Origin of the sequence: Streptomyces tropicalis (assembly GCF_029269835.1) — a bacterium.
GTDB classification, from domain to species: Bacteria; Actinomycetota; Actinomycetes; order Streptomycetales; family Streptomycetaceae; genus Streptomyces; species Streptomyces tropicalis.
This window is the reverse complement of sequence record NZ_JARJBB010000013.1, coordinates 90,809-116,404: the sequence shown is the minus strand read 5'-3', so window position 1 is coordinate 116,404 and position 25,596 is coordinate 90,809. Positions and strand designations below refer to the sequence as shown.

General features: G+C 75.4%; 22 protein-coding genes and 1 pseudogene. 11 read left to right on the top strand and 12 right to left on the bottom strand.

The genetic code is table 11. The features are described from left to right. Positions 1–449 precede the first annotated feature (449 nt). The gene (locus P3H78_RS23280; RefSeq protein ID WP_276111068.1) at positions 450–1,328 is read left to right on the top strand and encodes a universal stress protein; all 879 of its coding nucleotides are present in this window, start codon (positions 450–452) and stop codon (positions 1,326–1,328) included. 104 nt (positions 1,329–1,432) lie between these two features. Here P3H78_RS23280 and ppk2 read toward each other — a convergent pair whose 3' ends face one another. Both ppk2 and P3H78_RS23270 read right to left on the bottom strand, forming a co-directional pair. Further along, positions 1,433–2,236 carry a polyphosphate kinase 2 gene (gene ppk2, locus P3H78_RS23275; RefSeq protein ID WP_276111067.1) on the bottom strand — a complete coding sequence of 268 codons (804 nt, stop codon included), beginning with the start codon at positions 2,234–2,236 and terminating at the stop codon, positions 1,433–1,435. Between the two features lie 151 nt (positions 2,237–2,387). Further along, entirely contained in the window at positions 2,388–5,162 is a 2,775-nt protein-coding gene (locus tag P3H78_RS23270; protein ID WP_276111066.1) for a SpoIIE family protein phosphatase, read from the bottom strand. Between the two features lie 190 nt (positions 5,163–5,352). Here P3H78_RS23270 and P3H78_RS23265 point away from each other — a divergent pair, with 190 nt between their 5' ends. Together P3H78_RS23265 and P3H78_RS23260 are read left to right on the top strand one after the other, a co-directional pair. Beyond that, entirely contained in the window at positions 5,353–5,814 is a 462-nt protein-coding gene (locus tag P3H78_RS23265) for a DUF6325 family protein (protein ID WP_276111065.1), read from the top strand. A 77-nt stretch (positions 5,815–5,891) separates the two neighbouring features. After that, positions 5,892–6,179 (top strand): SHOCT domain-containing protein, encoded by a 288-nt coding sequence (locus tag P3H78_RS23260; protein ID WP_276111064.1) that lies wholly within the window; start codon positions 5,892–5,894, stop codon positions 6,177–6,179. Between the two features lie 106 nt (positions 6,180–6,285). On the opposite strand, the gene P3H78_RS23255 is transcribed toward P3H78_RS23260, so the two are convergent. The 6 genes from P3H78_RS23255 to P3H78_RS23230 form a co-directional block, all read right to left on the bottom strand. Continuing rightward, positions 6,286–7,026 (bottom strand): alpha/beta hydrolase, encoded by a 741-nt coding sequence (locus P3H78_RS23255; protein WP_438828023.1) that lies wholly within the window; start codon positions 7,024–7,026, stop codon positions 6,286–6,288. Positions 7,027–7,390: 364 nt separating this feature from the next. After that, the gene (locus tag P3H78_RS23250) at positions 7,391–7,804 is read right to left on the bottom strand and encodes an ATP-binding protein (protein WP_276111063.1); all 414 of its coding nucleotides are present in this window, start codon (positions 7,802–7,804) and stop codon (positions 7,391–7,393) included. Between the two features lie 116 nt (positions 7,805–7,920). Further along, a complete protein-coding gene (locus tag P3H78_RS23245) occupies positions 7,921–8,721 on the bottom strand; it encodes a YqjF family protein (protein ID WP_276111062.1) in 801 nt (266 codons plus the stop codon). Between the two features lie 34 nt (positions 8,722–8,755). Continuing rightward, positions 8,756–9,457 (bottom strand): SDR family NAD(P)-dependent oxidoreductase, encoded by a 702-nt coding sequence (locus P3H78_RS23240; protein WP_276111061.1) that lies wholly within the window; start codon positions 9,455–9,457, stop codon positions 8,756–8,758. A 23-nt stretch (positions 9,458–9,480) separates the two neighbouring features. Next, positions 9,481–10,059 carry a DUF4383 domain-containing protein gene (locus P3H78_RS23235; RefSeq protein WP_276111060.1) on the bottom strand — a complete coding sequence of 193 codons (579 nt, stop codon included), beginning with the start codon at positions 10,057–10,059 and terminating at the stop codon, positions 9,481–9,483. A 134-nt stretch (positions 10,060–10,193) separates the two neighbouring features. Beyond that, a complete protein-coding gene (locus P3H78_RS23230; protein WP_276111059.1) occupies positions 10,194–10,682 on the bottom strand; it encodes a DUF427 domain-containing protein in 489 nt (162 codons plus the stop codon). Positions 10,683–10,863: 181 nt separating this feature from the next. Between P3H78_RS23230 and P3H78_RS23225 the strand changes: the two genes are divergently transcribed. Next, a complete protein-coding gene (locus tag P3H78_RS23225) occupies positions 10,864–11,427 on the top strand; it encodes a Dps family protein (protein WP_276111058.1) in 564 nt (187 codons plus the stop codon). Between the two features lie 193 nt (positions 11,428–11,620). Here P3H78_RS23225 and P3H78_RS23220 read toward each other — a convergent pair whose 3' ends face one another. Next, complete coding sequence (locus tag P3H78_RS23220; protein ID WP_276111057.1) at positions 11,621–12,832, bottom strand: spore photoproduct lyase family protein; 1,212 nt, start codon at positions 12,830–12,832, stop codon at positions 11,621–11,623. Between the two features lie 142 nt (positions 12,833–12,974). Further along, positions 12,975–13,349: an STAS domain-containing protein gene (locus P3H78_RS23215; RefSeq protein WP_276111056.1), complete on the bottom strand. Its 375-nt coding sequence runs from the start codon at positions 13,347–13,349 to the stop codon at positions 12,975–12,977. 233 nt (positions 13,350–13,582) lie between these two features. Here P3H78_RS23215 and P3H78_RS23210 point away from each other — a divergent pair, with 233 nt between their 5' ends. After that, positions 13,583–13,777 (top strand): hypothetical protein, encoded by a 195-nt coding sequence (locus P3H78_RS23210; RefSeq protein ID WP_276111055.1) that lies wholly within the window; start codon positions 13,583–13,585, stop codon positions 13,775–13,777. A 243-nt stretch (positions 13,778–14,020) separates the two neighbouring features. On the opposite strand, the gene P3H78_RS23205 is transcribed toward P3H78_RS23210, so the two are convergent. Together P3H78_RS23205 and P3H78_RS23200 are read right to left on the bottom strand one after the other, a co-directional pair. Then, entirely contained in the window at positions 14,021–15,478 is a 1,458-nt protein-coding gene (locus tag P3H78_RS23205) for a glyceraldehyde-3-phosphate dehydrogenase (RefSeq protein WP_276111054.1), read from the bottom strand. A gap of 579 nt (positions 15,479–16,057) precedes the next feature. After that, a pseudogene (locus P3H78_RS23200) lies at positions 16,058–17,205 on the bottom strand (low temperature requirement protein A). Positions 17,206–18,048: 843 nt separating this feature from the next. On the opposite strand from P3H78_RS23200, the gene P3H78_RS23195 reads away from it, so the two are divergent. The 6 genes from P3H78_RS23195 to P3H78_RS23170 all read left to right on the top strand — a co-directional run bounded on the left by P3H78_RS23195 (position 18,049) and on the right by P3H78_RS23170 (position 25,592). Next, the gene (locus tag P3H78_RS23195; protein ID WP_276111122.1) at positions 18,049–18,507 is read left to right on the top strand and encodes a MarR family winged helix-turn-helix transcriptional regulator; all 459 of its coding nucleotides are present in this window, start codon (positions 18,049–18,051) and stop codon (positions 18,505–18,507) included. Between the two features lie 184 nt (positions 18,508–18,691). After that, positions 18,692–20,413 carry an MFS transporter gene (locus tag P3H78_RS23190; protein ID WP_276111053.1) on the top strand — a complete coding sequence of 574 codons (1,722 nt, stop codon included), beginning with the start codon at positions 18,692–18,694 and terminating at the stop codon, positions 20,411–20,413. A 170-nt stretch (positions 20,414–20,583) separates the two neighbouring features. Beyond that, a complete protein-coding gene (locus tag P3H78_RS23185; RefSeq protein ID WP_276111052.1) occupies positions 20,584–21,087 on the top strand; it encodes an STAS domain-containing protein in 504 nt (167 codons plus the stop codon). 7 nt (positions 21,088–21,094) lie between these two features. After that, positions 21,095–23,308 carry a SpoIIE family protein phosphatase gene (locus P3H78_RS23180; RefSeq protein ID WP_276111051.1) on the top strand — a complete coding sequence of 738 codons (2,214 nt, stop codon included), beginning with the start codon at positions 21,095–21,097 and terminating at the stop codon, positions 23,306–23,308. 65 nt (positions 23,309–23,373) lie between these two features. Continuing rightward, a complete protein-coding gene (locus tag P3H78_RS23175) occupies positions 23,374–23,814 on the top strand; it encodes an ATP-binding protein (RefSeq protein ID WP_276111050.1) in 441 nt (146 codons plus the stop codon). A 152-nt stretch (positions 23,815–23,966) separates the two neighbouring features. After that, positions 23,967–25,592 carry an FAD-dependent monooxygenase gene (locus tag P3H78_RS23170; RefSeq protein WP_276111049.1) on the top strand — a complete coding sequence of 542 codons (1,626 nt, stop codon included), beginning with the start codon at positions 23,967–23,969 and terminating at the stop codon, positions 25,590–25,592. The last annotated feature ends 4 nt before the right edge of the window (positions 25,593–25,596 follow it).

Genomic DNA, 25,596 nt, shown 5'->3' with positions numbered 1-25,596 from the left:
CCCCCTCCGTGTGCCGCAGCCGCACCGTTCGGCGGGCGGGATGTGCGCCGACCGTGTCGGCTCGCCCACAAATACACTCATGTCCCTCCTGGCCCCCTCCTGAGACGATTCCGGTCATTTCAGCGCACCCGGACGTCCTCTGCACCGGCATGTTGCGTACTGTCCGAGCGGTGGCCGAAGCGTGGCGCATATGGCACCGGCCGCGACCGGCCGCGGACACCACCGGTCCCCGGGGGCCGCCCCCGTGCCCCGAACGGCCCTCCGTTCGGCCGCGGCCGGGTCGACCGGCCCGCACCGGGGACCAGCGGCCCCTGCCCCGCACGTGCCCCGCGCGCCATGCTCGAAGCGGACCACCCGCCGCAGGAGCGGCGCTCCGCGCGACCGCGCCGCGGCGAACCCGCCCGAGGAGGAGCCATGGTGCACCGCACGCCCGCACGGGACCCGGGCCGGTGAGGACGACGGACCTCCCGCTCGTCGTGGGCGTCGACGGCTCCGTGCCCAGCCTGCGCGCCGTCGACTGGGCGGCCGACGAGGCCGCGCTGCGCGGCGCCCCGCTCCGGCTCGTGTACGCCTCGCTCTGGGAGCCGTACGACCTCCCCCTCCTCGCCCGCGACCTCGGCCGCCCCTCCGGTCAGGAGTGCGCCCAGCGCCTCGTCGACGCCGCCGGCCGGCGGGCCTGCGCCCGCCGGCCCGGGCTGAGCGTGACCGCCGAGGCGCCGGCCGAGGAGCCGGAGTACTTCCTGGTGCAGGCGGCCCGCACCGCCGCCGCGGTGGTCGTCGGCGGCCCCGGGCACGGCGGGATCACCGGACTGCTGCCGGGCTCGGTGGCCCTGTTCGTCGCCGCGCACGCCCCGTGCCCGGTGATCGTGCTGCCCGGCCCGCACGACGGCGGCGGCCTCCCCCCGGCACCGCACGCCCGGATCGCCGTCGGCGTCGCGGACGCCTCCGGCTCAGCGGTGCGCTTCGCCGCCGCGGAGGCACGGCTGCGCGGTGTCCCGCTGGTGGCCGTACGGGCCTGGCGGGGCGGCCCGCACGAGACCCCCGGCCGGCCGCCGGGCACCGGTGAGCCGGAACGGTCGCACGAGGAGCGGGCCGCCGCGGCCCTGGAGGCCGCCCTGCGGGACGTCCCGCCCGAGGTGAAGACGGAGCCGCGCACGGTGCGGGGGCCGGCGCGCCGGGCGCTGCTCGCCGTCGCCGAGACGTCCGACCTGCTCGTCGTCGGCGCGCGCCGGCCCACCGGTCACGTCGGCCCCCGGCTCGGCCGTGTGACCCACGCGGTGCTGCATCACGCGGCCTGCCCGGTCGCCGTGGTCCCCGAGCCGTCGTAGGCCGGGCACCGGCCGCCGGACGGGTGCCCGGGCGAGGGACGCCGTCGACGGCCGGGGCGCCGAGGAGCGGCCGCGGGTCCCGGGCGGGTTCCCGCGATCGTCCGTCACAGGCTCGCCGCGTGATCGGGCACGTAGGTCTGCAGATCGCGCGGCGGACGCTCGTAGCCGGTGGACCGCGGGCGCCGCGGCAGCTCCAGCACCGGCGGCTCCACCTCCTGGTAGGGCACGGTGCTCAGCAGGTGGGCGATCATGTTCAGCCGCGCCCGGCGCTTGTCGTCGCTCTCCACCACGTACCACGGCGCCTCGGACACGTCGGTGTGCACCAGCATCTCGTCCTTGGCCCGCGAGTACGCCTCCCAGCGGGTGAGGGACTCCAGGTCCATCGGCGACAGCTTCCACCGCCGCACCGGATCCTCCAGCCGGCGCCGGAAGCGCTCCTGCTGCACGGCGTCGCTGACCGAGAACCAGTACTTGCGCAGCAGGATCCCGTCCTCCACCAGCATCCGCTCGAAGATCGGGCACTGGCGCAAAAACCGCTGGTGCTCCTCCGGGGTGCAGAACCCCATCACGCGCTCGACACCGGCCCGGTTGTACCAGGACCGGTCGAACAGCACGATCTCGCCGCCCGCCGGCAACTGCTCGACGTACCGCTGGAAGTACCACTGCGTGCGCTCGCGCTCGGTCGGCTTCGGCAGCGCCGCGATCCGCGCCACCCGCGGGTTGAGATGCTCGGTCACCCGCTTGATGGTGCCGCCCTTGCCCGCCGCGTCCCGCCCCTCGAAGACCACGACCAGCCGCGCGCCCGTCACCCGCACCCACTCCTGGAGCTTCACCAACTCCGTCTGCAGGCGCAGCAGTTCCTTCTCGTACGTCCTGCGGGGCAATGACTCGGCGCTGCTGCCGGCCATGCGCGCCTCCCTCCGGCGACCCTCCTGGACGACCCACGGGCCCGGCCCCGCCCGCGACCGGGCGCCCGGACGCCACCGTACGTTCCGCCGGACGGCCGCGCACCCGGATCGGCCCGCCCCGCCGCGGGCCGCCGGGCCGCGGGCCCGGCCGTCACAGGGCGGGCGCGTCGAGAAGCGCCGCCGCCGCGGGCTCCGGTACCGTGCCGCGGGTCTGCTCCGCCCAGATGACCTTCCCGTCGGCCTCGTACCGCGTGCCCCAGCGGTCCGCGAACTGCGAGACCAGGAACAGGCCGCGGCCCCCCTCGTCGGTGGACGCCGCCCTGCGCAGCCGGGGCGAGGTGTTGCTGCCGTCCGCCACCTCGCACACCAGGGTCCTGCCCAGCAGGATCCGTACCCGGACCGGCGGTGCGCCGTAGCGGATCGCGTTGGTGAGCAGCTCGCTGAGGATCAGCTCGGTCGCGAACGACTCCGCCTCCAGCCCCCAGTCGGCCAGCCGGCGGCTCACCTCGGTGCGCACCCGCGACACCTCCCGCGCGTCGGACGGCACGTCCCAGACCGCGACCCGGGACGGGTCCAGCAGCCGCGTCCGGGCGACCAGCAGCGCCACGTCGTCGCTCGGATGCTCCGGCAGCATCCGCTCCATCAGCACCCGGCAGGTCTCCTCCGGTGTCCGGTCCCGCAGCGCGACCGCCGTCCGCAGCCGGTCCAGCCCCTCGTCGATGTCCCGCCGGCGGTCCTCGACCAGGCCGTCGGTGAACAGCACCAGCCGGCTGCCCTCCGGCAGATGCAGCTCGCTCGTCTCGAAGGGGTGCCCGCCCACCCCCAGCGGCGGCGACAGCGGCAGCTGCGGGAACGACACCCGTCCCTGCGGATCCACCACGGCCGGGGCGACGTGCCCGGCCCGCGACAGGGTGCAGTGCCCGCCCACCGGGTCGTAGATCGCGTACAGGCAGGTCGCGCCGGTGACCGGGGACTGCTCGCCGTCCGCGCTCGCCGTCTGGGTGTCCAGCCGCATCACCATCTCGTCGAGGTGGCCGAGCAGTTCGTCCGGCGGGAGGTCCAGCGACGAGAAGTTCAGCACCGCGGTCCGCAGCCGGCCCATCGTCACCGCCGCGTGCAGTCCGTGCCCCACCACGTCCCCGACCACCAGGGCCACCCGGAAGCCGGACAGCGGGACGACGTCGAACCAGTCGCCGCCCACCCCCGACTGCGCCGGCAGGTACCGCCACGCCACCTCCAGTGCGTCCTGGTCGGGCAGGTCCCGGGGCAGCAGGCTGCGCTGGAGGGTCACCGCCATCGCGTGCTCGCGCGAGTACCGGCGCGCGTTGTCGATCGCCACCGCGGCCCGCGCCACCAACTCCTCGGCGACCGCGACGTCCTCCTCCTCGAAACGCGGCGAACCGGCCCCGCGCCAGAAGTTCCCCACCCCGAGCACCACCCCCCGCGCCTGCAGCGGCACCGTGATCAGCGAGTGGATGCCGTACGCCAGCACCTGCCGCGCACCCTCCGGGTCCTGGGCCCGCCAGTCCTCGGCCTCGTGCAGGTCCGGCACCAGCACGGCCTTGCCCCGCCGCAGCGCCGCCGCCGTCGGCGTGTCCGCCAGGACGAACCGGATCACGTCGCCCACCGGCTGCAGCGGGTGCCCCTCGCCGCTCCCGCGCACCGCGGTGCGCCGCATCCGCTGCACGGCCCCCGTCGGCTCCTCCCCGCGCAGCACCGACTCCAGCAGCTCCACGGTGACGAAGTCGGCGACCCGGGGCACCGCCACGTCGGCGAGCTCCTGCGCGGTGCGCCGCACGTCGAGCGTCGTGCCGATCCGGACACCCGCCTCGTACAGCAGGGTCAGCCGCTTGCGGGCCACCTCGGCCCGGCCCGACAGCGCCTGCAGCTCCGTGGTGTCGCGGAACGTGGCGACCACCCCCGGCGGTCCGCCGTAGGGCTCGGTGGGCCGGGTGCTGACCGCCAGCAGCCGGTCACCTGCCGGGACCACCTCGTCGGACGCGGCCTCGTCGGACTCCAGCAGACGGGTGATGTCCGGGCCCAGTCCCAGCCGGGCGACGTGCCGCCGGTCGGCGTCCCGCGGGAGGCCCAGCAGCCGGCGCGCCTCGTCGTTGGCGAGCAGGACGCGGCCGTCGCCGCCGACGATGAGGACGCCCTCCCGGACCGCGTGCAGCACCGCGTCGTGGTGCTCGTACATCCGGGTCATCTCGGCCGGGCCGAGCCCGTGGGTCTGCCGGCGCAGCCGCCGCGTGACCAGGGCCGTGCCCGCGGTGCCCAGCGCCAGCGCCAGCGCGGCCGAGCCCAGCACCACGGGCAGCTGCCAGTCGAGCATGTGCCCCACCGTCTCCACCTGGATGCCGGCGCTGACCATGCCCGCCACCCGCCGGCTGCCGTCCAGCACCGGCACCACCGACCGCACCGCGTCGGACGGCCGGCCGTGGAACGTCTCGGTGAACGCCTCGCCCGCCGCGGCCCGTCCGACGCCGGCGACCTTCGTGCCGACCAGGGCCGGAGCCGCGTCGGCGACCACCACCCCGTTGCGGTCCAGCACGGAGAGGAAGTCGACACCGGAACCGTGCTGGGCGTCCGCGGTCGCCGCCCCGAGCCGCGCCGTCGGATCCGGCGACTGGAGCGCGGCGAGGGTGCCGGGCGCGTGCGCGAAGGCCTCGGCGGCGGTCAGCGACCGGGACCGTGCGTTCTGCAGCGCGTCGTAGCGGCCCTGGAGCACGAGGGCGACGGCGGCCGCCGCGACGAGGACGAGGACCACGAGCACCTGGAGCAGGAACACCTGCGTGGACAGGGTCCGCACGCTCAGGGCCGGGTGCCGCCGCTCCGCCGCACGGCCGCCGCCCCGGGACGGATCGGCCCGCCGGTCGCCGAGCGGCGGGTCCGCTCCCGTCCGGGACCGGCGGAATCGTCCGATCATGCTCCCTTTTCTAACACTGTGGTTCCCCCGGATGCGACCGCTGGAGACCGGATGGACAGGGCGTGCGGCCGCGCCGTGCGAGGGCCCTGCACAGGCCCCTGAGGCGGGCGTCCGCCGGAGTGCGCCGCCCTGCGCCGCGTGCTCCAATGAGCGGGAAGAGCCGTCCGCCGCCGACCGTGAAGGAATGGCCATGAAGGACGCAGAGGACATGGGACCCGTCGACTACCTGGTCGTCGAGTTCCCCGGCAACCGCATGACGGGCGAGGGGTTCCCGCTCCTCGTCGACCTCGTCGACCGCGGCGTCATCCGGATCCTCGACCTCGTCTTCGTCCGCAAGGACGCGGACGGGTCCGTCACCGCGGTGGAGCTCCAGGACTTCGGCGACGAGGTGGACCTGTCCGTGTTCGAGGGCGTCTCCAGCGGGCTGCTGGACCAGGGCGACATCGACGAGGCCGGCCGCGCGCTCGAGCCGGGCAACTCGGCGGGCATCGTGGTGTACGAGAACCTGTGGGCCGCGCCGCTGGCCCGCGCGCTGCGGCGCAGCGGGGCGCAGCTCGTCGCGAGCGGCCGCATTCCCGTGCAGGCCCTGCTGGCGTCCCTGGACGCGGTCGAGGGCGGCACCACCCCGCCCGGAGGATCCGCGGCGGCCTGAGGCGACCCGGCGCGTCCGCGCCGGCCGGCACGTGCCCGGGGCCCCGCGGTCCCGGGCGGCCCGACGAAGGAGTGATCATGCCCGGACTGATTCGCGGTGTCGCGCGCACCGCCGTGGTCGCCGGTACCGCCACCGCCGTGTCCAACCGCGTGTCACGGCGGCAGCAGGGGCGCTGGGCGCAGCAGGAGGAGCAGGCGGCGCAGCAGCCCGCCCCGCAGGCACCGGCCGCCCCCGCGCCACCCCCGTCCACCGAGGACGACATGAACAACAAGATCGACCAGCTGAAGCGGCTGGGCGAGCTGAAGGCCCAAGGGGTGCTGACGGACGAGGAGTTCGAGGCGCAGAAGCGCCAGGTCCTCGCCTAGTGCCGTGCCGGGCGTCGCGAGCCGGTGAGTCTTCTCGGTCACAGCACCAGGCCCCGACCGACCGGCCCGGCCCGACCCGACCTGGGCCGGGCTGCTCAGCGCGTCGTCAGAAGCGGGGCGGCTCGGCCGCCGTCCACGCACCCCCGGGGAGGACGGAGGGCCGCGCGTCCGGCTCCAGCAGCTCCCCGACGGCCTCCGTGGTGACACGGTGCCAGTGGCGGTGGCGCCGCAGCATCCCGTGGTCGCCGCCGTCGACCAGCGCCATCGCGGCGTGCGCCCCGGCCGCGCGGGCCCGCCGCACGAACGCGGCGGATTCGGCGGCCGAGGTGACGCGGTCGCGGCTGCCGTGCAGGACGACGACACGCTTCCCGGCCGACGGGCCCACCGGTTCGCCCGGCGGGCACCACGGCGCGAGCGCCACCACCGCCCGGACCCGCGGATCGTCCGCGGCGCGCAGAGCGGCGCGTCCGCCCATCGAGTGCCCCACCAGCACCACGGGGATTCCCCCTGCCACGGCCTCCAGTTCGGCCAGGGCACGCCGCACGTCGGCCACCGGGTCGCCCGGTTCGCCGTTCCAGCCGCGGTGCCGGTAGCGGACCTGCGCCACCAGCACGTCCGCCGGCCCGGCGGCCGCCACGAGGTCCCGGACGAAGGGCCGCATCCGCAGCGCGGCGAGATGCCAGGGCCGCGACGCCCGCCGGCTCTCCGCCCGCCCGCCGTGCAGGACGAGCACGGCCGCCCGGGGCGTTCCGGGCCGCCGTCGGACGACGAGGGGCGACCGGGTCGCCGGAGCGGGCCGGTCCGCGGGGCGTGCCTGTGTCTCCGCGCTCTTCAGGGGGTCCTGCACGGGGGAGTCCGTCCTTTCAGCGTGCGCCACGGCGGTGCCGTGCGCCGTCTCTCACCGGTGGCCGGGAGAGCCTCCGGTCGTCGTACGCGGCCCCGTCGGGCCGACGCCCCGCCACGGCTGCCCACCGGGCCCGGGCGGCCGTACGGTACCCCGCGGGAGCACCCGCCGACACCGGCGCGGTCGCCCGGACTCGGCGGGTGCGGGTGCGATAGGGGGCACGGCCCCTGAGCCGGCGAGCGGTTCGGCCGCGGTGCCGTGACCGAGGGGCAGGTGGACGGCGATGGTGCCGGGGAGGCGGGCGGGTGCGCGGCGACGACGTCGAGTCCACGCCGGCGCGTGTCACCCCGGGGGCCGGACGGGCCGGTCACGGGGTGGGCGCCAGGTCGACCCACACCGTGTGGCCGGCCGAGGTGCTCCGGTCGCCCCACTCCCGGGACACGGCGTCCACCATGTACAGCCCCCGGCCGCTCTCGCCGAGGGGGAACGCGGGGTGTCCCCACCACGCCCGGACGACGTCGAGGTCGATTCCGGCGCCGCCGTCGGCGACCTCGATGCGCACGGTGCGGGGCACGCCCGGCGCGCAGCGCAGCGTCACCGCCACCCGTACCGGGGGCTCGCCGTGGCGGACCGCGTTCGTGGCGAGTTCGCCCACCACGAGCGTCGCGTCGTCGGCCAGACCCGCCAGCCCCCACCCGTCCAGCTGCCGGCGGACCGCCCTGCGCAGCACGGGGACCCAGCCGGCCGCCGCGCGGCCGGAACGGCCGTGCCCGCTGTCCATCGCGCGCCTCCCTCGCTCTCCACTCTCCACAGGTGATACGTCGCAGCGGGTCCCGCGGATGGGTGCGGACCCGGCTGCGGACCGCCCCGGGGGACCGCGGCCGCGGGGAAGTCCGCTCAGCCGCCCGTCCGCCGTCCGCGCCGCGGCTCGGGCAGCGCCTGCGGCGGCCCGAACCGCACCGGCAGCCCCGGTGCGTACAGCACGCCGACCGGGTCGTCGCGCGGCTCGGTCAGTCCCGCGGCGCCGATCAGCGAGTCGTCCCAGTCCAGCAGGGAGCAGCGGCGGAACGTCCACATCGGATGCGTCAGGGGAAGGTGGTACGTCCGGCCGCGGGCGCGCCCGTGCAGCCCCCAGCGGCACGTCAGGAACTCCTCCAGCGGACCCGGTGTCACCGGCTCGTCGCCGACGTCGACCCAGACCCGCGCCGCGGCGTCCGGCCGCAGCCGGCGGCGGGTGCGGTACAGCAGGCGCCCGTCGAACCACTGGCTGCGCGTCCGCGACCAGCGGTACGCGAGCCCGAGCAGGGCGTCGGCGGCGAGCACCGGCAGGAGCCGGTCGCAGTCCAGGGACCGGAAGACCACCCCGCGCCGGCCCAGCACGTCCCGGCTGTACAGGCGGACGTTCACCTCGCGGAAGCTGCCGAGGTGGGGCAGCGCGGGAGCCGGGCCCACGGCCAGGCGTTCCATGCGGAAGAAGACCAGCCCCACGTAGGCGTGCCCGTGGTACAGGTCCGGGACGGTCCCGTCCGGCAGCAGCCGCGCCACCTCGAACGGGTCGGCCTCCCAGTGCAGGAACACCAGCTCCCGCCAGGACTGCCGGAACAGTGTGCGCGGCACCGGCCGGGGCGCGAGCGGCGTGAGGGGTTCCACCCGGCCGGAGGACCGGGCGGGGCCGGGCGGCGTGGGGGAGTTCTGCACGACGGTGTCCGCTCCCTTCTGCGGCTCGGTGTCCCTACGGGACGGTTTCCAGGGTTCCGCCGTCGCCGGACCGCACCAGCCGCCCGCCCGACTCCAGCGCGCCGACGATCGCGTCCACCGCCCGCTCCACCGGGAGCCCGTCGGGGAGCGCGCCCGGGCGGCCCGCGACGGCCCGGCCGGCGAACCCGGTGTCCAGGTGCGGCAGCCGGATCTCCAGCACGCCGACCCCGCTGCGGCGCCGCTCCCGCCGGACGGCGGACAGCCAGGCCGACAGCGCCGCCTTCGCCGCGGAGTAGTCCGCCATGCCCGCGACCGGGGTCCGGGCCACCATGCCGGTGACCGCGGCGAGCACCCCGCCGGGCGGCACCACCGTAAGCGCCGCGCGCAGAAACGCGATGGGCGCGAGCGCGTTCACCGTGACCAGGTGCTCGGCCACCGCGTCGCCCACCGCGTCCGCCGGTCCGAAGGCGGCCACCCCCACGCACACGACCACGGCGTCCAGCCCGCCGAGCCGCTCGGCAGCCCAGCGGACGGTGCCCGCGCACGCGTCCAGGTCGTAGGCGTCGAACTGCCGGGCGGGCAGCCCGCCGTGTGCCGCGGCCAGCCGGTCGAGCGCCGCCCGGTCGCGGCCCGCCACGGCCACCGTGGCGCCCCTGCCGTGCAGCAGGCCCACGAGCGCGCCGCCGAGGGCGCCCGAGGCACCGGGAACCAGGATCCGCGCACCACGCACGTCCACGCCCGTCTCCCGCCCGGTCGCCGTTACTTCCCGGGCCGGACGGCCGGCGGGACCGGGCTGCCGGGCAGCGGGTGCGCCGCCCGCGGTCCGGACGCGCCGGCGAGCTGCCCGCGGCGGGTCGCGAGGGACTCCTTGGCCGCCTCGCGCGGATGGCGCCGGCGCCAGTAGGGGTTGTCGTGCGGCAGCTTGCTCGACACTCGCCCGTACATGCCGAAGGTGAGGATCACCAGGCCCATCACGAAGCTGAACATGACGTTGGTCATGCCGAAGCCGAGGATGTTGGCGGGGCGGTCGAGGACGAAGATGTGCGCGAAGCCGCTCAGCAGGAACAGCGCCCCGACGGTCATGTTCAGCGTCGAGGCGAAGTTGCCGCCGACGATCGCGCCGCCGACCAGCGCGAGTCCGACGACGACGGAGATGAGGCTCAGGACGCCGTTGGTCGACATCCCGGCGATGTGCCGGCCGTCGGTGTTGAAGGGCGAGAGTTCGTCGGCGAAGCCCAGGCAGCCGAAGGTCAGCAGCACCAGGCCGCAGAAGGCGGCGCCGTACCGGTAGACCGTCGCGAGCCTGTGGTCGACGGGCAGCTCGTCACTCAGCTTCATGGCGGTTCCTTTCCAGGGCCGGGGACCGTGCGTCCCCGGGACCGGCGCCCGAGGGCCGGTGTGCCGTGCCCTGTGTTCCGGTCGAACCGGACAAATGGTTGCACCGGTCGTGGCGCGTGCTCCGCCGCCGGGGCTCACCAGCCCCGGGTGCCGGGGCCGCCCTTGAACGGCCCGCGGATCTCGCCGGTGATCCAGCCGCCGTAGAAGTCGCCCTCCTGCGCGGTGACCGTCTCCCCGGCGACCAGGCAGCGGTCCACCGCGTCCACGTAGAAGGCCAGATGGTCCGCCAGGTCCGCGTACCGCGGCTCCGGGCGGGGATAGCTCCAGGCCGCCCGCTGGCGCACCTCGTCCCCGACGACGAGGTCCCAGTAGACGGCGGCGCCCTTCCACTCGCACCAGGAGCGGCGGCCCGCGGCCGGGCGGAGCAGCTCGGTGCGCACGTCCTGCGGGGGCAGGTAGAACACCGGCGGATGGCTGGTCTCCAGGACCCGCAGGGCCCGCGAGGTGTCGGCCACGACCTCGCCCGCGCACTCGACGCGGACCCGCCGGTCGTCCGGCTGCAGCAGCGGCGGGCGCGGGTAGTCCCAGACGGACTCCGGCGGACGGCCGGGGCGTACGGACATGCTCTCACTCCTCGGGGGTGCGGGACCGGCACCCCCACTTCCGCCGCCGGCGGCCGTACGGATGACCTTCCGCGTCGCGATCCCCGTCCACCGGGTGACGGGTGGCCCGCCCAGGTCTGGACCCGCCGGAACGGGGCACCCGTGCTGACGTCACACGCACGACACGGAGGTATCGGAACACATGGCACAGGACCTCACCCCCGCGTACACGGTCCCGGGCATCGAGCTCGACGACGCGGGCCGGCTCATCGGTCTGCTCCGGACGCGCCTGCACGCGCTGAACGACCTCCACCTCACCCTGAAGCACATCCACTGGAACGTGGTGGGCCCGCACTTCATCGCCGTGCACGAGATGGTCGACCCGCAGGTGGACCGGGTCCGGGAGATGGCCGACGACGTGGCCGAGCGGATCGCCGCGCTCGGCGGAGTGGCGCAGGGCACGCCCGGCGCGCTCGTCGCCGAACGCGCCTGGGACGACTACTCGATCGGCCGCGCCGACGCCATCGCCCACCTGGGCGCCCTCGACCTCGTCTACACCGGCGTCGCCCAGGGCGTACGCGACGCGGTGAAGGTGGCCGGCGACATCGACCCGGCGACGGAGGACCTGCTCATCGGGCAGCTGCGCGACCTGGAGCAGTTCCAGTGGTTCGTGCGCGCCCACCTGGAGAGCGCCGGCGGCTCCCTCGCGACCGCGGACGCCACCACCGAGCGGGATGCCGCCTCGCGCGGGGCGCAGCTGGGCTGACGGCAGGCGGGACGGTCGGCGAGCAGCCGACCGGGTGGCGGGCCCCGTCGTCGCGCGGGGCCCGTCACCCGTGCGTCCGGGCCCGCAGGGGCCGGGTCCGCCGCCTCCGGGCTCACGGCCGACCGAGGCCGCGCTCACCGATCCCGGGCGCAGCCGGCCAGGCGCGTGGAGCCCCGTGCACGGGAACCGCGGCTCAGAAGGCGTACCGGATGCGCAGCCACGGCGCGTGTGCGGCCACCAGATCGCGCACCCCCCTGACGGCCTCGCCCTTCACACCCGTGCGGTACCGCACGTTGACCGCGCCGTTCTCCGAACGCTTGGGCTGCTGCTCCTCGGGTCGCCACAGGACCTCCTCGGCACGCGGATGCCAGCGCAGATTGACGTCGTGCAGCTCGCGGTTGTGGGTCAGCAGGATCACCTCGGCGGCGGCCTGGTCCTTGACCCGTCGCGGGAGGACGTCGTCCATGTGGCGCAGCAGGTCCGCCCACGCCTGTCGCCAGCCGGGCCGGAGCACCACGGGCGACAGGTTGAAGTGCACCTCGTAGCCGGCGTCCAGGAAGTCGGCCGCGGCGGCGATCCGCTCGGCGACCGGGGTGGTGCGGACGTCGAGCAGACGAGCGTCCTCGGCGGGCATCACCGAGAAGCGGACACGGGTCCTGCCACGCGGATCCAGCGCCAGCAGGTCGGGGTTGACGAACTTGGTCGCGAACGACGCCTTCGCCGTGGGCCAGTGGGTGAAGGCCCGCACCAGGTCGGCCGTGTTGTCGCCGACGAGCGCGTCGACGGAGCAGTCGCCGTTCTCCCCGATGTCGTACACCCACGCCTCGGGATCGCACTGGTTGGGCTCCGGCTTGGGGCCCAGGCGGGCGATGTGCCGTCCCAGGTGGGCGAGGAGCGCGTCGATGTTGGTGAAGACGGTGATCGGGTTGGCGTAGCCCTTGCGCCGCGGCACGTAGCAGTACGCGCAGGCCATGGCGCAGCCGTTGGACGGGCCGGGGGCGATCCAGTCGGCGGAGCGGCCGTTGGGCCGGGTGGTGAAGGTCTTGCGCTCGCCGAGCACCAGGGTCTCCGTCTTGACCCGGACCCAGCGCTCCGCGTTGCCCTCGCTGCCGTGCAGCCCGGGGATCCGCCAGTGGCTGTCCACGGGCACCACCCGCGCCCCGGGGAAGCGGGCGACGATCTCCCGGCCGCGCGGCGAGGCGGCGGCCGCGGGCTCGGCGTGGATCTCCCGGACCGCGAGCATGCGCCGGGCGGCGGGGGAGTCGCGGAACATCGGCCCGGCGGGGCCGCTCGCCGGGCCGGACGGCGCCGAGGGCGCCGGGGAGGCGCCGGGAGCGCCCGCTGGCTCCAGGTCGCCGATCCCGAACAGCGCCGGCTGGTCCCGGTCGCCCCGGCGGTCCTGCATGTCGGCTGCTCCGCTCGTCGTCCCGGCCGTGGTGACCTACGGCCCGCCCCGCCCCGGACCGCGCCGGTCCACTCCAGGTCCCGTTCCAGGTCCCGTACGACGACCGCCCGCGCCGGTCGCTCCGGGTGGCCGGCCCCGCAGCCTACGGTCCTGACGCGGACCCCGGGGCGGGGCCCAGGGCCGCGGCGCGGGAGTCGGTGACGGTGAAGTGGTCCAGGGTGCCGCTCACCGCGAGCAGTCGTCGCACGGCCTCCTGCAGCGGGCCCAGGAGTATCAGCGCCCTGCCCTCGGCGGCGTGCCGCCGCCGCGCCGCGAGGAGGGCGTTCAGCAGGCCGCTGTCGCCGAAGGCTACCCCGGACAGATCCACCACGGTGGCGGGCAGGGCCTGCTCGTCGGCCTCCGCCCAGGCTGCGTGCAGCAGGTCGCACTCGTCGTAGTCGACCTCGCCGCGCACCACGATCTCGAAGACGTGGGCGTGGTGGGTGACCTGCACTGTCGTCCGGGAGTGCCACTGCATGCGGTCATCGTGGCATTGCCGGGGGCCGGTGCAACGGGCAGGGTGATCACAGACCGGTACCGGATGCCTTCGGGCTCCCGTCCCGGGCGGTCTCCCCCGGACGCCGGAAAGCCGCTGGTCGTCCCGCGGCGCCGCGGGGGCCGTCACCCGAATGGGCTGCGCCCGTTTCACCCTTGACGCTTGCGCACGTTCTCCTGGAGTGAGAAAGGCGTCCACCGTCTGGGAGGCCGATCATGTACGAGATGTGCGTAGGCCCGGAGAAAACGGGCGCGGCGCTGGTGTGGCACGTGATGGCGAAGCAGGCACCCGCCACCTTGTGCGGGCAGCGCTTCGCCGAGCGGCACGACGCGTCCCACGCGGAGCGGACAGGTCACTGCCCGCTCTGCATGGCCGCGTTCGCGAAGCTGATGACCACCGCACCACGCTGACCGCCGTCCCGGTACGGATGCCGTGCCGCGCCGGGACGCTACCGACACACGGCCCCGGCACACCCGGAGGTGTCCTCTTCGCCAGTGGGATCGGGCGGAACACCGGGGCGCACCCCTGGCCCACGCGGCGAGGGGAGGCCGCCCCGCCGGGCACCCCGTGGTGTGCGCGGAGCGGCGAGGGCCGCCACCCGGACTCGGGTGGCGGCCCTCGCCGTGCTCGGCCCGTCCTGCGGGTCCCTCGTGTCAGAGGGCCGAGGCCGGGGCCGGGGCCGGGTACGTCGGGTACTCGACGCCCGAGACGTGCTGGACGACGCGGATGACCTGGCAGGAGTAGCCGAACTCGTTGTCGTACCACAGGTAGAGGATCGCGTTGTCGCCCTCGACCTTGGTCGCGCCGGCGTCGACGATCGACGCGTGGCGTGAGCCGATGAAGTCGCTGGAGACCGCGTCGGGTGCCGTCGTGAAGTCGATCTGCCGCTTCAGCGGAGAGGTCAGCGACACGTTGCGCAGGTAGTCCAGGACCTCCGCGCGGGTGGCCTCGCGGGCGAGCCGCAGGTTGAGGATCGCGATGGACACGTCCGGCACCGGGACCCGGATCGAACTGCCGGTGATCGGCGCCTTCAGGTCCGGCAGCGCCTTGGCGACGGCGGACGCCGCACCGGTCTCCGTGATGACCATGTTGAGCGGCGCGGAGCGGCCGCGGCGGTCGGCCTTGTGGTAGTTGTCCAGCAGGTTCTGGTCGTTGGTGAAGGAGTGCACCGTCTCCACGTGACCGCGCAGCACGCCGAACTCGTCGTCCATCGCCTTCAGCGGCGGGACGATCGCGTTGGTGGTGCAGGACGCGCAGGACAGGATGCGCTCGTCCGGCTTGATCGTGTCGTGGTTGACGCCGTGCACGATGTTCGGGACGTCGCCCTTGCCGGGCGCGGTCAGGACGACCTTGTCGATGCCGGGACGCAGGTGCTCGGAGAGGCCGGCGCGGTCGCGCCACTTGCCGGTGTTGTCGATGAGGATGGCGTTCCTGATGCCGTACGCCGTGTAGTTGATCTCGGAGGGGGCGTCGGCGTAGATCACCTTGATCGCGTTGCCGTTGGCCACGATCGTGCTGTTCGCCTCGTCGACCGTGATCGTGCCCTGGAACTGGCCGTGTATGGAGTCGCGGCGCAGCAGCGAGGCCCGCTTGACGATGTCCTGGTCGCCGCCGCCGCGCACGACGATGGCGCGCAGGCGGAGGCCCGTACCGGAGCCCGCCTTCTCGATCAGCAGGCGGGCCACCAGGCGCCCGATGCGGCCGAAGCCGTAGAGGACGACGTCGCGGCCCTCGCCGCGCTCGATCTTGTTCTCACCGGTCGCCCCGGCCACGGCCCGGGCCGTGAACTCCTCGACGGACAGCCCGTGGTCGTCCGCCTTGTACGTGGCGGCCAGCATGCCCAGGTCGATCTGCGACGGGCCGAGGTCCAGTGTGGTGAGGGCCTGGAGGAAGGGCAGCGTCTCGGTGACCGAGAGCTCCTCGCCGGCGATCTGCCGCGCGAACCGGTGGGTCTTGAGGAGGCTCACCACCGACTTGTTCACCAAGGAACGGCTGTGGAGGAGGACCGTGACGTCCCGCTCGCGGTGCAGCTTTCCGATGATCGGGATCATGGACTCCGCGATCTCTTCGCGGTTCTTCCAGTTGGTGAACGAGTCGTCGTTGACAGTCACAGGAATCTCTTTCGAGCTAGGCAGCGCTCATATGCTACCCCGGTGGATTCGAACTCCTCGGCGGTACCCGCCGCGGTGCCCGGAGGTGGGGGTCCGCGCCGCGGTGCCCTCGAACGAACACGGTGGAGCGGGACGATCCGGCCCGGCGGGGGCGGTCGGCGGCCTCCTCGCGGGCCCGGGGCGTGGGCCGGGGGCGGGCGGGGGCCGGCGGCATGGCGAACTGCCCTGGTACGGGCGCCGGGCTCGTCAGGGAGAGCGCGGAGCGTCCGGCCGACCGGAAGGTGAAGGAGGCGGGCTCCAGGCCCGCTCCGGTCCGTGTGCCAGGGCAGTCGCGGCTGCGTGAGCCACCGCCAGCCTACGGCCGCCGCCGGGGTCCGGCACCTCGGGCGGTCGTGCCCGCCCGCTCCCGGGCGTACGCCGTTCCGGCGCCGCTCCGGTCTCCGGGCGCACAGGGTGCCGGCCCCTGGCGTACGCCGTTCCGGCGTCCCGGCAGACTCCAGGTGTACGCCCTTCTCATCCCAACGGACTCCAGGCGTACGCCCTTCCAGAGGGTGCCGGACGCCGCCGCGGGCCGGACGGCTAGGGGGTGCCGGGCGCCGCCGCGGGCCGGACGGCGAGCGCGACGCCCGTCGCCACCGCCCCCGCCGTGACCAGCCCGGCCAGCGGCACGGCCCAGTGTCCGGCGAACGTCGTCGCGAGCACCGCCGCGGCGCTCGCGGGGAGCACCAGGTGCTGGGCCGGTCCGCGCTTGAAGTGGCGGGTGTGCACCAGCCACACCGTCACCAGGTACAGCGCCGTCGGCACGGTCACCGCGGCCGACGCCGCCACGGCGGAGATGCGGGCGTGACGGGTCACCTGCTCCACGGCCACCTCGATGCCCGCGCCGATCGCCGCGGCCGACGCGAAGATCGGGAAGTGGCCGTACCCCCAGAGGAACGACTGCCGGTTCGACAGCAGGTGCTCGTGGATGGGGGTCGAGAAGTAGATCCAGAAGGCGGAGAAGACGATCACGAGCCCGCCGGCCGCGATCGGCAGCAGTTCGGCGAGCGCCGTCGACTCGTTCAGCGCGGCCTGGACGGCCAGGGTGGCGGCGGAGACGCTCTCCCCGAGCACGATGATCGTGAACAGTCCGTAGCGTTCCCCGATGTGGTGCGGATGCCAGGGCGTCTCGTGCGCCCGCTCGGCGAAGGCGGGTACCGCCAGCTCGGCCACGACCAGGACGAGGAAGCCTTCGTTCCGGACGGCGTCCGGCAGCAGGAGCAGCACCACCCAGCCGAGCTGCACCACCACCAGCCCGGCGGCGTAGCGCAGGCGGCCCGGCGGGCGGCGCCCGTCTCGCCGCGCGCGGCGCGCAGCCACTGGAGGGTGAGCGCCACCCGCATGATGAGGTAACCGGCCACCGCGACCGTGTAGTCGGCGTGCTCGAAGGCCCGGGGGACACCGGCGGCCAGCACCAGCACCCCGGAGATCTGCACCAGGGTCGCCAGCCGGTAGGGCACGTCGTCGCAGTCGTAGGCCGAGGCGAACCAGGTGAAGTTGACCCAGGCCCACCAGATGGCGAAGAACACCGCCAGGTAGCCCGCGACGCCGTGGCCCGCCTGCCCGGCGGCGACGGCGTGCACCAGGCGGGCCCCGGCCTGCGCGACCGCCACCACGAAGCAGAGGTCGAAGAAGAGCTCCAGCGGCGTCGCCGTACGGTGCGCCTCGTCACGGCGGCGGGCCCGCATGCGGGTCAGCACCGTCACGGGGGCGCCGTGCCCGACGCCTCCGCCACCCGTGCCGTGGTCCTCGCTCATCAACGCCTCACTCCTCCGGGCCGCCGCCCGCCGACGCGGGGCACGGCTGCATTCTCGCCCGCGCCGCCGCGGCGTGTCCGGCATCCACGGGTCGTGGCGCGGGTCCCGCCGGGCTGTGCGCAGGAGGACCGTCGAGGCCGGGTGCCGAGGGGCGCCGTGCGGGCTGCCCCGGCCCGGCGGCGGGCCGGTGACAGGATCGCGCGCCGCCGACGGGACCCCGGGCCGCCGCAAGCGCGGTGCCCGCGGCCCGTGCTTCCCCGCACCGTGGGAGATCGGCACGCACGGTGCGCGACGGGCAAGGTGCCGTGCCAGGCCGCGCCCGACGGTTTCCACGCCCCCGGCCCCGTTTCGTATCCCCGGCCGAGCCGATCCACGGCGCCCTGCGCGGCACGGTCCGGCCCGCACCGCCGGCACCCCCGCAGGCCCGGCGGCAGCACGGGGTCGCGGTCGCCGCCGCGACCCCGTGCAGCGACGTCGCCCGGCCGTCGTCCGGGGCCGGCTGCCGCAGGGACGTCGCCGGGAGCCGGCGACGGTATCCGCTGAGGCGGGCATGCCCCGCAACGCGCTGCCCTGAGCCGCCCGACTTACCGGCCCCGGCGGTCCCCGGTGCGGATCACTGCCCCTGGGCGCGGTGCGCCGTACGCGGTGCGCCGTACGCGATGGGCGCTTCCGGTGCCCGTCGCCCGTCCCGGCCGCTCGGCCGACGGCGGGGAAAACAGATACTTGCTTTCGCGTTACATCCAAGTGCATCATGCGGTTGTGCATAAGCGGGTTATGGACCCCGGGCCGCCCGAGGTGTCGCCGGAGGAGCTGATGATCGCCGTCGAGCAGATGGTCCGCTACGTGCGGCGCAGCGCCACCGCGGGAGGCCTGAGCACGGCGGCCTCCTCGGCCCTCGCCCGGCTCGGCCGGGACGGCCCCCGGCGGCTGACGGAGCTGGCCCGGGCCGAGGGGGTCTCGCAGCCGGGCATGACGCAGCTCGTCACCCGCCTGGAGCGGGCGGGACTGGTGCGCCGGGCCGCGGACCGGACGGACGGCCGCGGCGTCCTCGTCGAGGCCACGGACGCCGGCCGGGAGCTCTTCCGGCAGCGCCGCGCCGAACGCGCGGCCGCCCTCGACGTCATCGTCGGCGAACTGCCCGAGCCCGAACAGCGTGCGGTCCGGCGCGCACTGCCCGCCCTCGCCCGCGCGATCCAGGACCGCCGGGCCGCCGAGGCCCGCCCCCGGACCTAGTGCTGTGGCCGGAAAGGTCTTCCGGGAAGCGAGGTGCCGTGCCGGGCGTCGCGAGCCGGTGAACCTTCTCGGCCACAGCACCGGACACCCGCCCGCGCCGGTTCCGGCCGCCGCCCGGGTTCCGCCCGTCCCGCGTCTCCCGCTCGTCGTCCCCACCCGTCAACGTTCCGGAAGAGAAGCACACATGAGCGCACCGCACGGAAGAGCTGCCAGTCCCTTCAGGCAGCCCAAGGCCGTCTGGGCCGTCGCCTTCGCCTGCGTCATCTCCTTCATGGGCATCGGCCTGGTCGACCCGATCCTCCCGGCACTCGCCGAGAGCCTGCACGCCTCGCCGAGCCAGGTCTCGCTGCTCTTCAGCAGCTACCTGATCGTCACCGCCGTGGCCATGCTGATCGTCGGCTGGTTCTCCAGCCGCTTCGGCGCCAAGCGCACCCTCGTCGTCGGCCTGGCGATCATCGTGATCTTCTCCGCCCTCGCCGGTGCCTCCGGTTCCATCGCCGGCATCGTCGGCTTCCGCGCCGGCTGGGGGCTGGGCAACGCCCTGTTCATCGCCACCTCCCTCGCCGTGATCGTCGCCTCCGCCAGCGGCGGGTTCGGCGGCGCGATCATCCTGTACGAGACCGCCCTCGGCCTCGGCATCGCCGTCGGCCCGCTGCTCGGCGGGGAACTCGGCGCGATCAGCTGGCGCGGTCCCTTCTTCGGCGTCGCCGTGCTCATGGCCGTCGCCCTCGTGGCCACCCTGGCCTTGGTCCCGCCCCTGCCGAAGCCCGCCCGCCGCACCTCGCCGCTCGCCCCGCTGCGGGCACTGCGCCACCGCGGCCTGCTCACCATGGGCATCATGGCCCTGCTGTACAACTGGGGCTTCTTCACCATGCTCGGCTACGCGCCGTACCCGATGAAGCTGAACGCCCATCAGCTCGGCCTGGTCTTCACCGGCTGGGGCCTGCTGGTCGCCGCCTTCAGCGTCTTCTTCGCCCCGCGTCTGCAGGCCCGCTTCGGCACCGCGCCCGTGCTCTACGCCAACCTCCTCGGCCTCGGGATCGTGATGGCCGTGATAGCCGCGGGGGTCGGCACCCCCACCGTGGTGATCACGGCGGTCGTCGTCAGCGGTGCCTTCATCGGCATCAACAACACCCTCACCACGCAGGCCGTCATGCTCGTCTCGCCGGTCGAGCGGCCGGTCGCCTCGTCCGCGTACGGCTTCCTGCGCTTCATCGGCGGCGGCCTCGCCCCGTACGTCGCCGGAAAGCTCGCCGACGCCACCGACCTGAGCGTCCCCTTCTTCCTGGGCGCCGCCACCTTCGTGCTCGCGATCCCCGTCCTCGCCTGCGGCCACCGCCTGCTGCGCGAGGCCGAGCGGCACCCCGGCGACGGCGAGCCCGTCATCCCGGCCCTCACCCCCGTCGGCGACCCCGCGGGGCACGGCGTCCCGCCGGTCATCGTCGCGGTCGGCGCCCACGAACGGGCCGCCGCCATCGTGGACGCGGCGGCCCGGCTGGCCCGGGACACCGGCAGCCCGCTCGAGGTCGTCCACGTCCGCCGGGCCGTCGTCGTGGAGGAACAGGCCGCCGACACCGAGGACGCCGACCAGGCCCGCGCCGCGGTCACCGCGCACCTCGACCGGTTGACCGCCCTCGGCATCCCCGCCACGGGCCAGGTCCTCACCAGCGTCGGCGACCACGCCGCCGCGGGACGCGTCCTCGCCCGGCACGCCGCCGACGTCCACGCCCGCGCGGTCGCCGTCGGGCGGTCGCCGCGGGGGCCGCTCACCCAGTTCGCCGACGGCAGCCTCACCACCGCGCTCGCCCACGCGGCGCCGTGCGACGTCCTGCTCGTCGACCCGGACTCCGCACCCCGGCCGCTGACAGCGGTCACCCTCACCGCCCTGCGGGAGGGCGCGCACTGACCGCGTCGCCGGGCCACCGCCCCCGCCCGCCGCCGGACCGCCTCACCCGCCCCCACCGCCCTCCCTCCCCGTGGCGCCGCCCCCGCTGGCGGTACCGGCTGCGGACGGTCCCGGTGCGTCTGGCAGGGTGGCAGCCTGCCAGGGGCTGTTCGAGGAAGGGTGCGACGCGGGTGTTCGAGGTGGCGGTGGACCGCTCGGGTCCCTTTCCGGTGCTCGGGCTGAGGGGGCACCTGGACCACGAGAGCGTGGTGCAGCTCGACGAGGCCGCCGACGCCGTCCCGGGCCTTCCGGGCGACGGGCAGCCCGGCTTCCCGTCCGGCGGCGGGACCGGCCCCCGCGCCGCAGGGCGGAACGGCCTCCGCGCCGCCGAGGGCGGGGACGGCACCGCCGCAGGCGCGCCGCCCGTCGTCGTGGCCGACTGCTCCCGGCTGCACTTCTGCGATTCCTCCGGCATGAGCAGCCTCGTACGCTTGTATCAGCGGCTGCGCCCGTCCGGCGGAGTGCTGCGGATCGCGGCCGCACCGCCCGCCATGCGCCGCGTGCTGTCGCTGACCGGACTGGACGGGGCCTTCGCGGTGTACCCGACCGTGGATGAGGCGCTGATCAGACCGGTAGGGCATGATTTCCCGGAGAACGCACCGTTCGGGTGCGCTCGCGCAGCGCGGGGGAGATGAGACAGGGATGACGGCCGATCCCGAACAGCGGCCGGCACCCGCCGCCGGACGGTCCGGCGGACGGACCGGCCCGGCTTCCGCCGCCGAGGGCGACCTCTCGCTGCTCTTCGGCCGGTCCACGGCGCTCTTCGCGTCCCTGGCGGGACCCGCCCACGTGCTGGAGACGGCGAACCCGGCGTTCTTCGCCGCGATCGGCGGCGACCGCGAACGCACCGGCGTCCCCCTCGCCGAACTGCTGCCGGAGCTGGCGGCCCAGGGCTTCCTCACCCTGCTCGACCGCGTCTACCGCACCGGTGAGCGCCATGTGGGCCGCGACGCCCGCGTCGTGCTCGGCACCGGCACCGACGCCCGCGAGATATTCGTCGACTTCACCTACGAAGCCCGTCGCGACGCCGGCGGCAACGTCACCGGCGTCCGCATGATCGGGGTGGAGACCACCCGGACCAAGCACGCGCAGCGGCTCGCCGCCGAGCACCGGGTGCTGCTGGAGCAGATCGCCCGCCAGGCGCCGCTCGACGAGGTGCTGGACGGCATGTGCCGCGCCATCGAGGAGCTGTCCCCGGACGTGATCGTCTCGGTGCTGCTGGCCGACGAGGACGGACGGCACCTGCGGCACGGCGCGGCCCCGAGCCTGCCCGGCTTCTACAACCGGGCCATCGACGGCATCGCCACCGGCGAGGGGGTCGGCTCCTGCGGCACGGCGGCCGTCCGGCGGCAGACCGTCGTCGTCACCGACATCGCCACCGACCCGCTGTGGAGCGACTTCCGCGACCTGGCCGCGCGGGCCGGCGTCGCCGCCTGCTGGTCGACACCGGTGACGGCCCGCGACGGCCGGCTGCTCGGCACCTTCGCGATGTACCACCGCACACCGCGCGCCCCGCACGACACCGACCTCGCCCTCGCCCGCGTCTTCGCCGACACCGCCGCCCTCGCGGTGGAGCGGCACCGGGCGGAGCGGGCCCGCCGGGCCGCCGACGCCCGGGAGAAGGCGGCCCGCGACGACCTCGCCTTCCTGCTGTCCGCGAGCAACGCCCTGGCCGCCGACCTGGACGAGGGGCAGATCCTGCACCGCCTGGCGACCCTGTGCACCCCCACCCTCGCGCCGCTGGCCGCCGTCGACCTCGTCGAGGCCGGACGCCTCCAGCGGGTCGCCACGGCCGCCCCCACCCCGCGGCAGGGCGTCCTCCTCGCCTCCCACACCCCGGTCCACGACGCCGGGGAGGACGAGGCCGTCGCCCGCGTCCTTGCCTCCGGGGTCACCGAGGTGGCCCGCCGCGCACCGACCGGACCGGGCCCCTGGGACGCGCTCGGTGTCACCGGCTACGTGTGCATCCCCCTCGCCGACCGGGGCCGCACCTTCGGCGCGCTCACCCTGTTGTCCACCGGCGACGCCGTCTTCGACGGACACAAGGTGGCCCTCGCCGAGGAGCTGGCCCGCCGTGCCGCCTCCGCCGCCCGCAACGCCCGCCAGTACACCCAGCGCGTCACCCTCGCCCGCGATCTGCAGACCGGCCTGCTGCTGCCGGACCTGCCCGCCGTCCCCGGCGCCGAACTCGCCGCGCACTACCACCCCGCGGGCGAGGGACTGGAGATCGGCGGCGACTTCTACGACGTCTTCCCGCTGTCCGACGGGAGCTGGGCGTTCCTGCTCGGCGACGTCTGCGGCCGCGGTGCGCTCGCCGCGACGACCACCGCGCTGGTGCGTCACACCGCACGCGCCGTCGCCCCGCTGCTGCCCGGCCCCGTCGACGTCGTCCGGGCCGTCGACCGGGCCCTCATGGACCGGCCCCGGGGCCACGGCAGCGGCTTCGTCACCCTCGTCTACGGCCGGTGCACCCCGACCGCCGACGGGCTGGCCATCGACCTCGTACGGGCCGGGCACACCCCTCCGCTGCTGCTGGACGCCGGCCACACCGTGCGCGCCGTCGACGCCTCCGGCAGCCTGCTCGGGGCCGGCATCGACCCCAGGCCGAACGCCTGCCGGGTGGTGCTGCGCCCGCACGAGAGCCTGCTGCTGTACACCGACGGCATCACCGAGTGCCACGCCGGGACGGGCTCCGGGCAGTACGGCGAGGCCCGACTCGCCCGCGCCCTGGCGTCCGCGCCGAACACACCGGCCGCGCACGACGTACTGAAGGCCGTCACCGCCGACGTGTGGTCGTACACCGGTGGCGGCGGCGTCGACGACGACCAGGCCGTCCTGGTCATCACCGGCACGTGAGCGGGCAGGGCGCGGCCCGGCGGGCGGGGAACAGGGCCGACGACGAAGGGGCGGGACGCACGCACATGCACCAGGTAGCCGACAGCCACGGCGGCGCGGCGACGCCGGTCCGGGCGGCCGCCGCCTACGACACCCGAGGCGGCTCCGGGCTGATCTCCGACGCGCGGGACTTCGTGCGGGCCTTCCTGCACCACCTCCAGTCCTTCCGCGGTGCCGTCGTGTCCCGCAGGGCCGTCGCCACCGCCCAGATCGTCGTCAGCGAGCTGGTCACGAACGCCTTCAAGTACGCGCCCGGCTCCTGCCTGGTCCGGCTGGAGGCGCACCCCGGCTCCCTGACGGTCGCCGTCTGGGACCCCAGCCCCGTGCTCCCCGTGGCAGGGCTGGCCGACCCGGACCGGGTCGGCCAGCACGGCCTGGAGATCGTCAAGGCGCTGTGCCGGAGCATGGACAGCAGTCCCGAGCAGGCCGGCAAGTGGGTGCGGGCCGTGATCGGCCTGACGGACTGACCCCGGCCCGGGCCGGGCACCTCCGTGCGGTGGCCGTCGCCCCGCCGCGGCGGGACCATGGGACGGGAAGCGGATCAAGGCCCGGGGACCGGTCGCGGGGCGCCGCCCGGACGCGCCCACCCTCCGCACGCGGGCATGCCGGGAGGACGAACATGAGCGACGACACCCGAGTCCTGGTCGTCGGGGCGGGCCCCGTGGGGCTGACCGCGGCCCTCGAACTCCGGCGTCACGGCGTCGCCTGCCGGCTGGTGGACCGGCTCCCCGAGCGGCTGCCGTACGCCAGGGCCGTGGGCGTCCAGCCGCGCACCCTGGAGATCTGGGACCACATGGGGGTCGTACGGGCCGCCCTCGACGCCGCGCTGCCGCTGCGCGGCCAGCTCGTGTACGCCAACGGCGCCGAGGAGGCGCGGATCGAGCTCACACTGCCGCCGCAGGTGCCGTACGGCTTCGCGGCGCTCCCGCAGTACGAGACCGAACGCGTCCTGGAGGAGGCCCTCGACGGCTACGGGCTGCCCGTCGAACGGGGCTGCGAGCTGCTGTCCTTCACCCAGGACGCGCACGGCGTCACCAGCCTGCTCCGCACCGCCCCGGGACGGGAGTCGGAGGTCAGGTCGGAGTTCCTCGTGGGCTGCGACGGCGCGCACAGCGCCGTGCGCAGACAGCTCGGCCTGTCCTTCTCCGGCGGCGCCTTCCCCGACGAGTACATGCTCGCCGACGTCGAACTCGACTGGGACCTGCCGCCGGGGTACGCGGTGCGCTCGCTGCACCTGGCCGAGGACGGCACCCTGGACGACCTGCTCGTCTGCATCCCGCTGCCCGGCCGCTCCCGCTACCGCGTGTCCACGCTCGTCCCCCGGGACCCGGCCGGCGACGGCACGGCGGGGCGCGGGGAGGACGACGGTGCCGCCCACGGACCGGACGGAGGCCCGGCCCCGGGCATCGAGGCCGTCGCGGGGGTGCTAGACCGGCTGGCGCCCCGGCCCGTGACCGCGTCGGCCCTGCGGTGGTCGTCGGTCTTCCGGATCAGCCACCGCATCGTCGACCGCTACGCCGAGGGCCGGGTGTTCGTGGCCGGCGACGCGGCGCACATCCACCCGCCGACCGGCGCCCAGGGCATGAACACCGGCATCCAGGACGCCCGCAACCTCGCCTGGAAACTGGCCCTCGCCGTCCGGGGCGTGGCGCAGCCGCGGCTGCTGGAGAGCTACGACGCCGAACGCCGGCCGGTCGGGGAGGAGGTCGTCGGCCGGACCGTGCGCCATGCCGGACAGGGCGTGCAGGCCGATCCCGACGACCCCGCGACCGTGCTGCTGCGGGAGGCCCAACTGCTGGTCGCCTACCGCGACAGCCCCGTCGTCGAGCCGGGCGCGGCCGGGCCGGGCCCGGTCGCCGGCGACCGGGCCCCCGACTGCGGAGGACTGCGCGACGCGCTCTGCGCCTTCCCGCTGCGCCTGTTCGACCTGCTGCGCGGCCGCGGCCACGTCCTGCTGCTGCACGCCGACGCCGCCGACCAGCTCAAGGGCTTCGACGAACTCGCCGAGGAGGCACGGCGGGTGGCCCGGGGCGAGCTGACCTGCTACGCCGTCCTGGCCCCCGGCGCCGACGCCGGAGAGCTGCTGCTGCCCGTGGTGCGGGACGCCGGCGGCGAGTTCCGCACCACGTACGCCGCCGACGGCTCCACGGCCGTGCTGGTGCGCCCCGACGGCCACCTCGGACTGCGGGCCGCCCCGGCGAGCTCCCTGGACGTGCTGGCCGGCCTGACCCGCGTGTTCGCCTGACGCA

Coding starts and splice junctions, on each gene's coding strand:
- P3H78_RS23230 (WP_276111059.1), bottom strand. CDS start 10,682: ATGTCCGTACGCCCCGGCCGTCCGCCGGAGTCCGTCTGGGACTACCCG.
- ppk2 (WP_276111067.1), bottom strand. CDS start 2,236: ATGGCCGGCAGCAGCGCCGAGTCATTGCCCCGCAGGACGTACGAGAAG.
- P3H78_RS23195 (WP_276111122.1), top strand. CDS start 18,049: ATGGACCCCGGGCCGCCCGAGGTGTCGCCGGAGGAGCTGATGATCGCC.
- P3H78_RS23250 (WP_276111063.1), bottom strand. CDS start 7,804: ATGGACAGCGGGCACGGCCGTTCCGGCCGCGCGGCGGCCGGCTGGGTC.
- P3H78_RS23220 (WP_276111057.1), bottom strand. CDS start 12,832: ATGCAGGACCGCCGGGGCGACCGGGACCAGCCGGCGCTGTTCGGGATC.
- P3H78_RS23190 (WP_276111053.1), top strand. CDS start 18,692: ATGAGCGCACCGCACGGAAGAGCTGCCAGTCCCTTCAGGCAGCCCAAG.
- P3H78_RS23215 (WP_276111056.1), bottom strand. CDS start 13,349: ATGCAGTGGCACTCCCGGACGACAGTGCAGGTCACCCACCACGCCCAC.
- P3H78_RS23170 (WP_276111049.1), top strand. CDS start 23,967: ATGAGCGACGACACCCGAGTCCTGGTCGTCGGGGCGGGCCCCGTGGGG.
- P3H78_RS23270 (WP_276111066.1), bottom strand. CDS start 5,162: ATGATCGGACGATTCCGCCGGTCCCGGACGGGAGCGGACCCGCCGCTC.
- P3H78_RS23235 (WP_276111060.1), bottom strand. CDS start 10,059: ATGAAGCTGAGTGACGAGCTGCCCGTCGACCACAGGCTCGCGACGGTC.
- P3H78_RS23210 (WP_276111055.1), top strand. CDS start 13,583: ATGTACGAGATGTGCGTAGGCCCGGAGAAAACGGGCGCGGCGCTGGTG.
- P3H78_RS23175 (WP_276111050.1), top strand. CDS start 23,374: ATGCACCAGGTAGCCGACAGCCACGGCGGCGCGGCGACGCCGGTCCGG.
- P3H78_RS23265 (WP_276111065.1), top strand. CDS start 5,353: ATGAAGGACGCAGAGGACATGGGACCCGTCGACTACCTGGTCGTCGAG.
- P3H78_RS23180 (WP_276111051.1), top strand. CDS start 21,095: ATGACGGCCGATCCCGAACAGCGGCCGGCACCCGCCGCCGGACGGTCC.
- P3H78_RS23260 (WP_276111064.1), top strand. CDS start 5,892: ATGCCCGGACTGATTCGCGGTGTCGCGCGCACCGCCGTGGTCGCCGGT.
- P3H78_RS23225 (WP_276111058.1), top strand. CDS start 10,864: ATGGCACAGGACCTCACCCCCGCGTACACGGTCCCGGGCATCGAGCTC.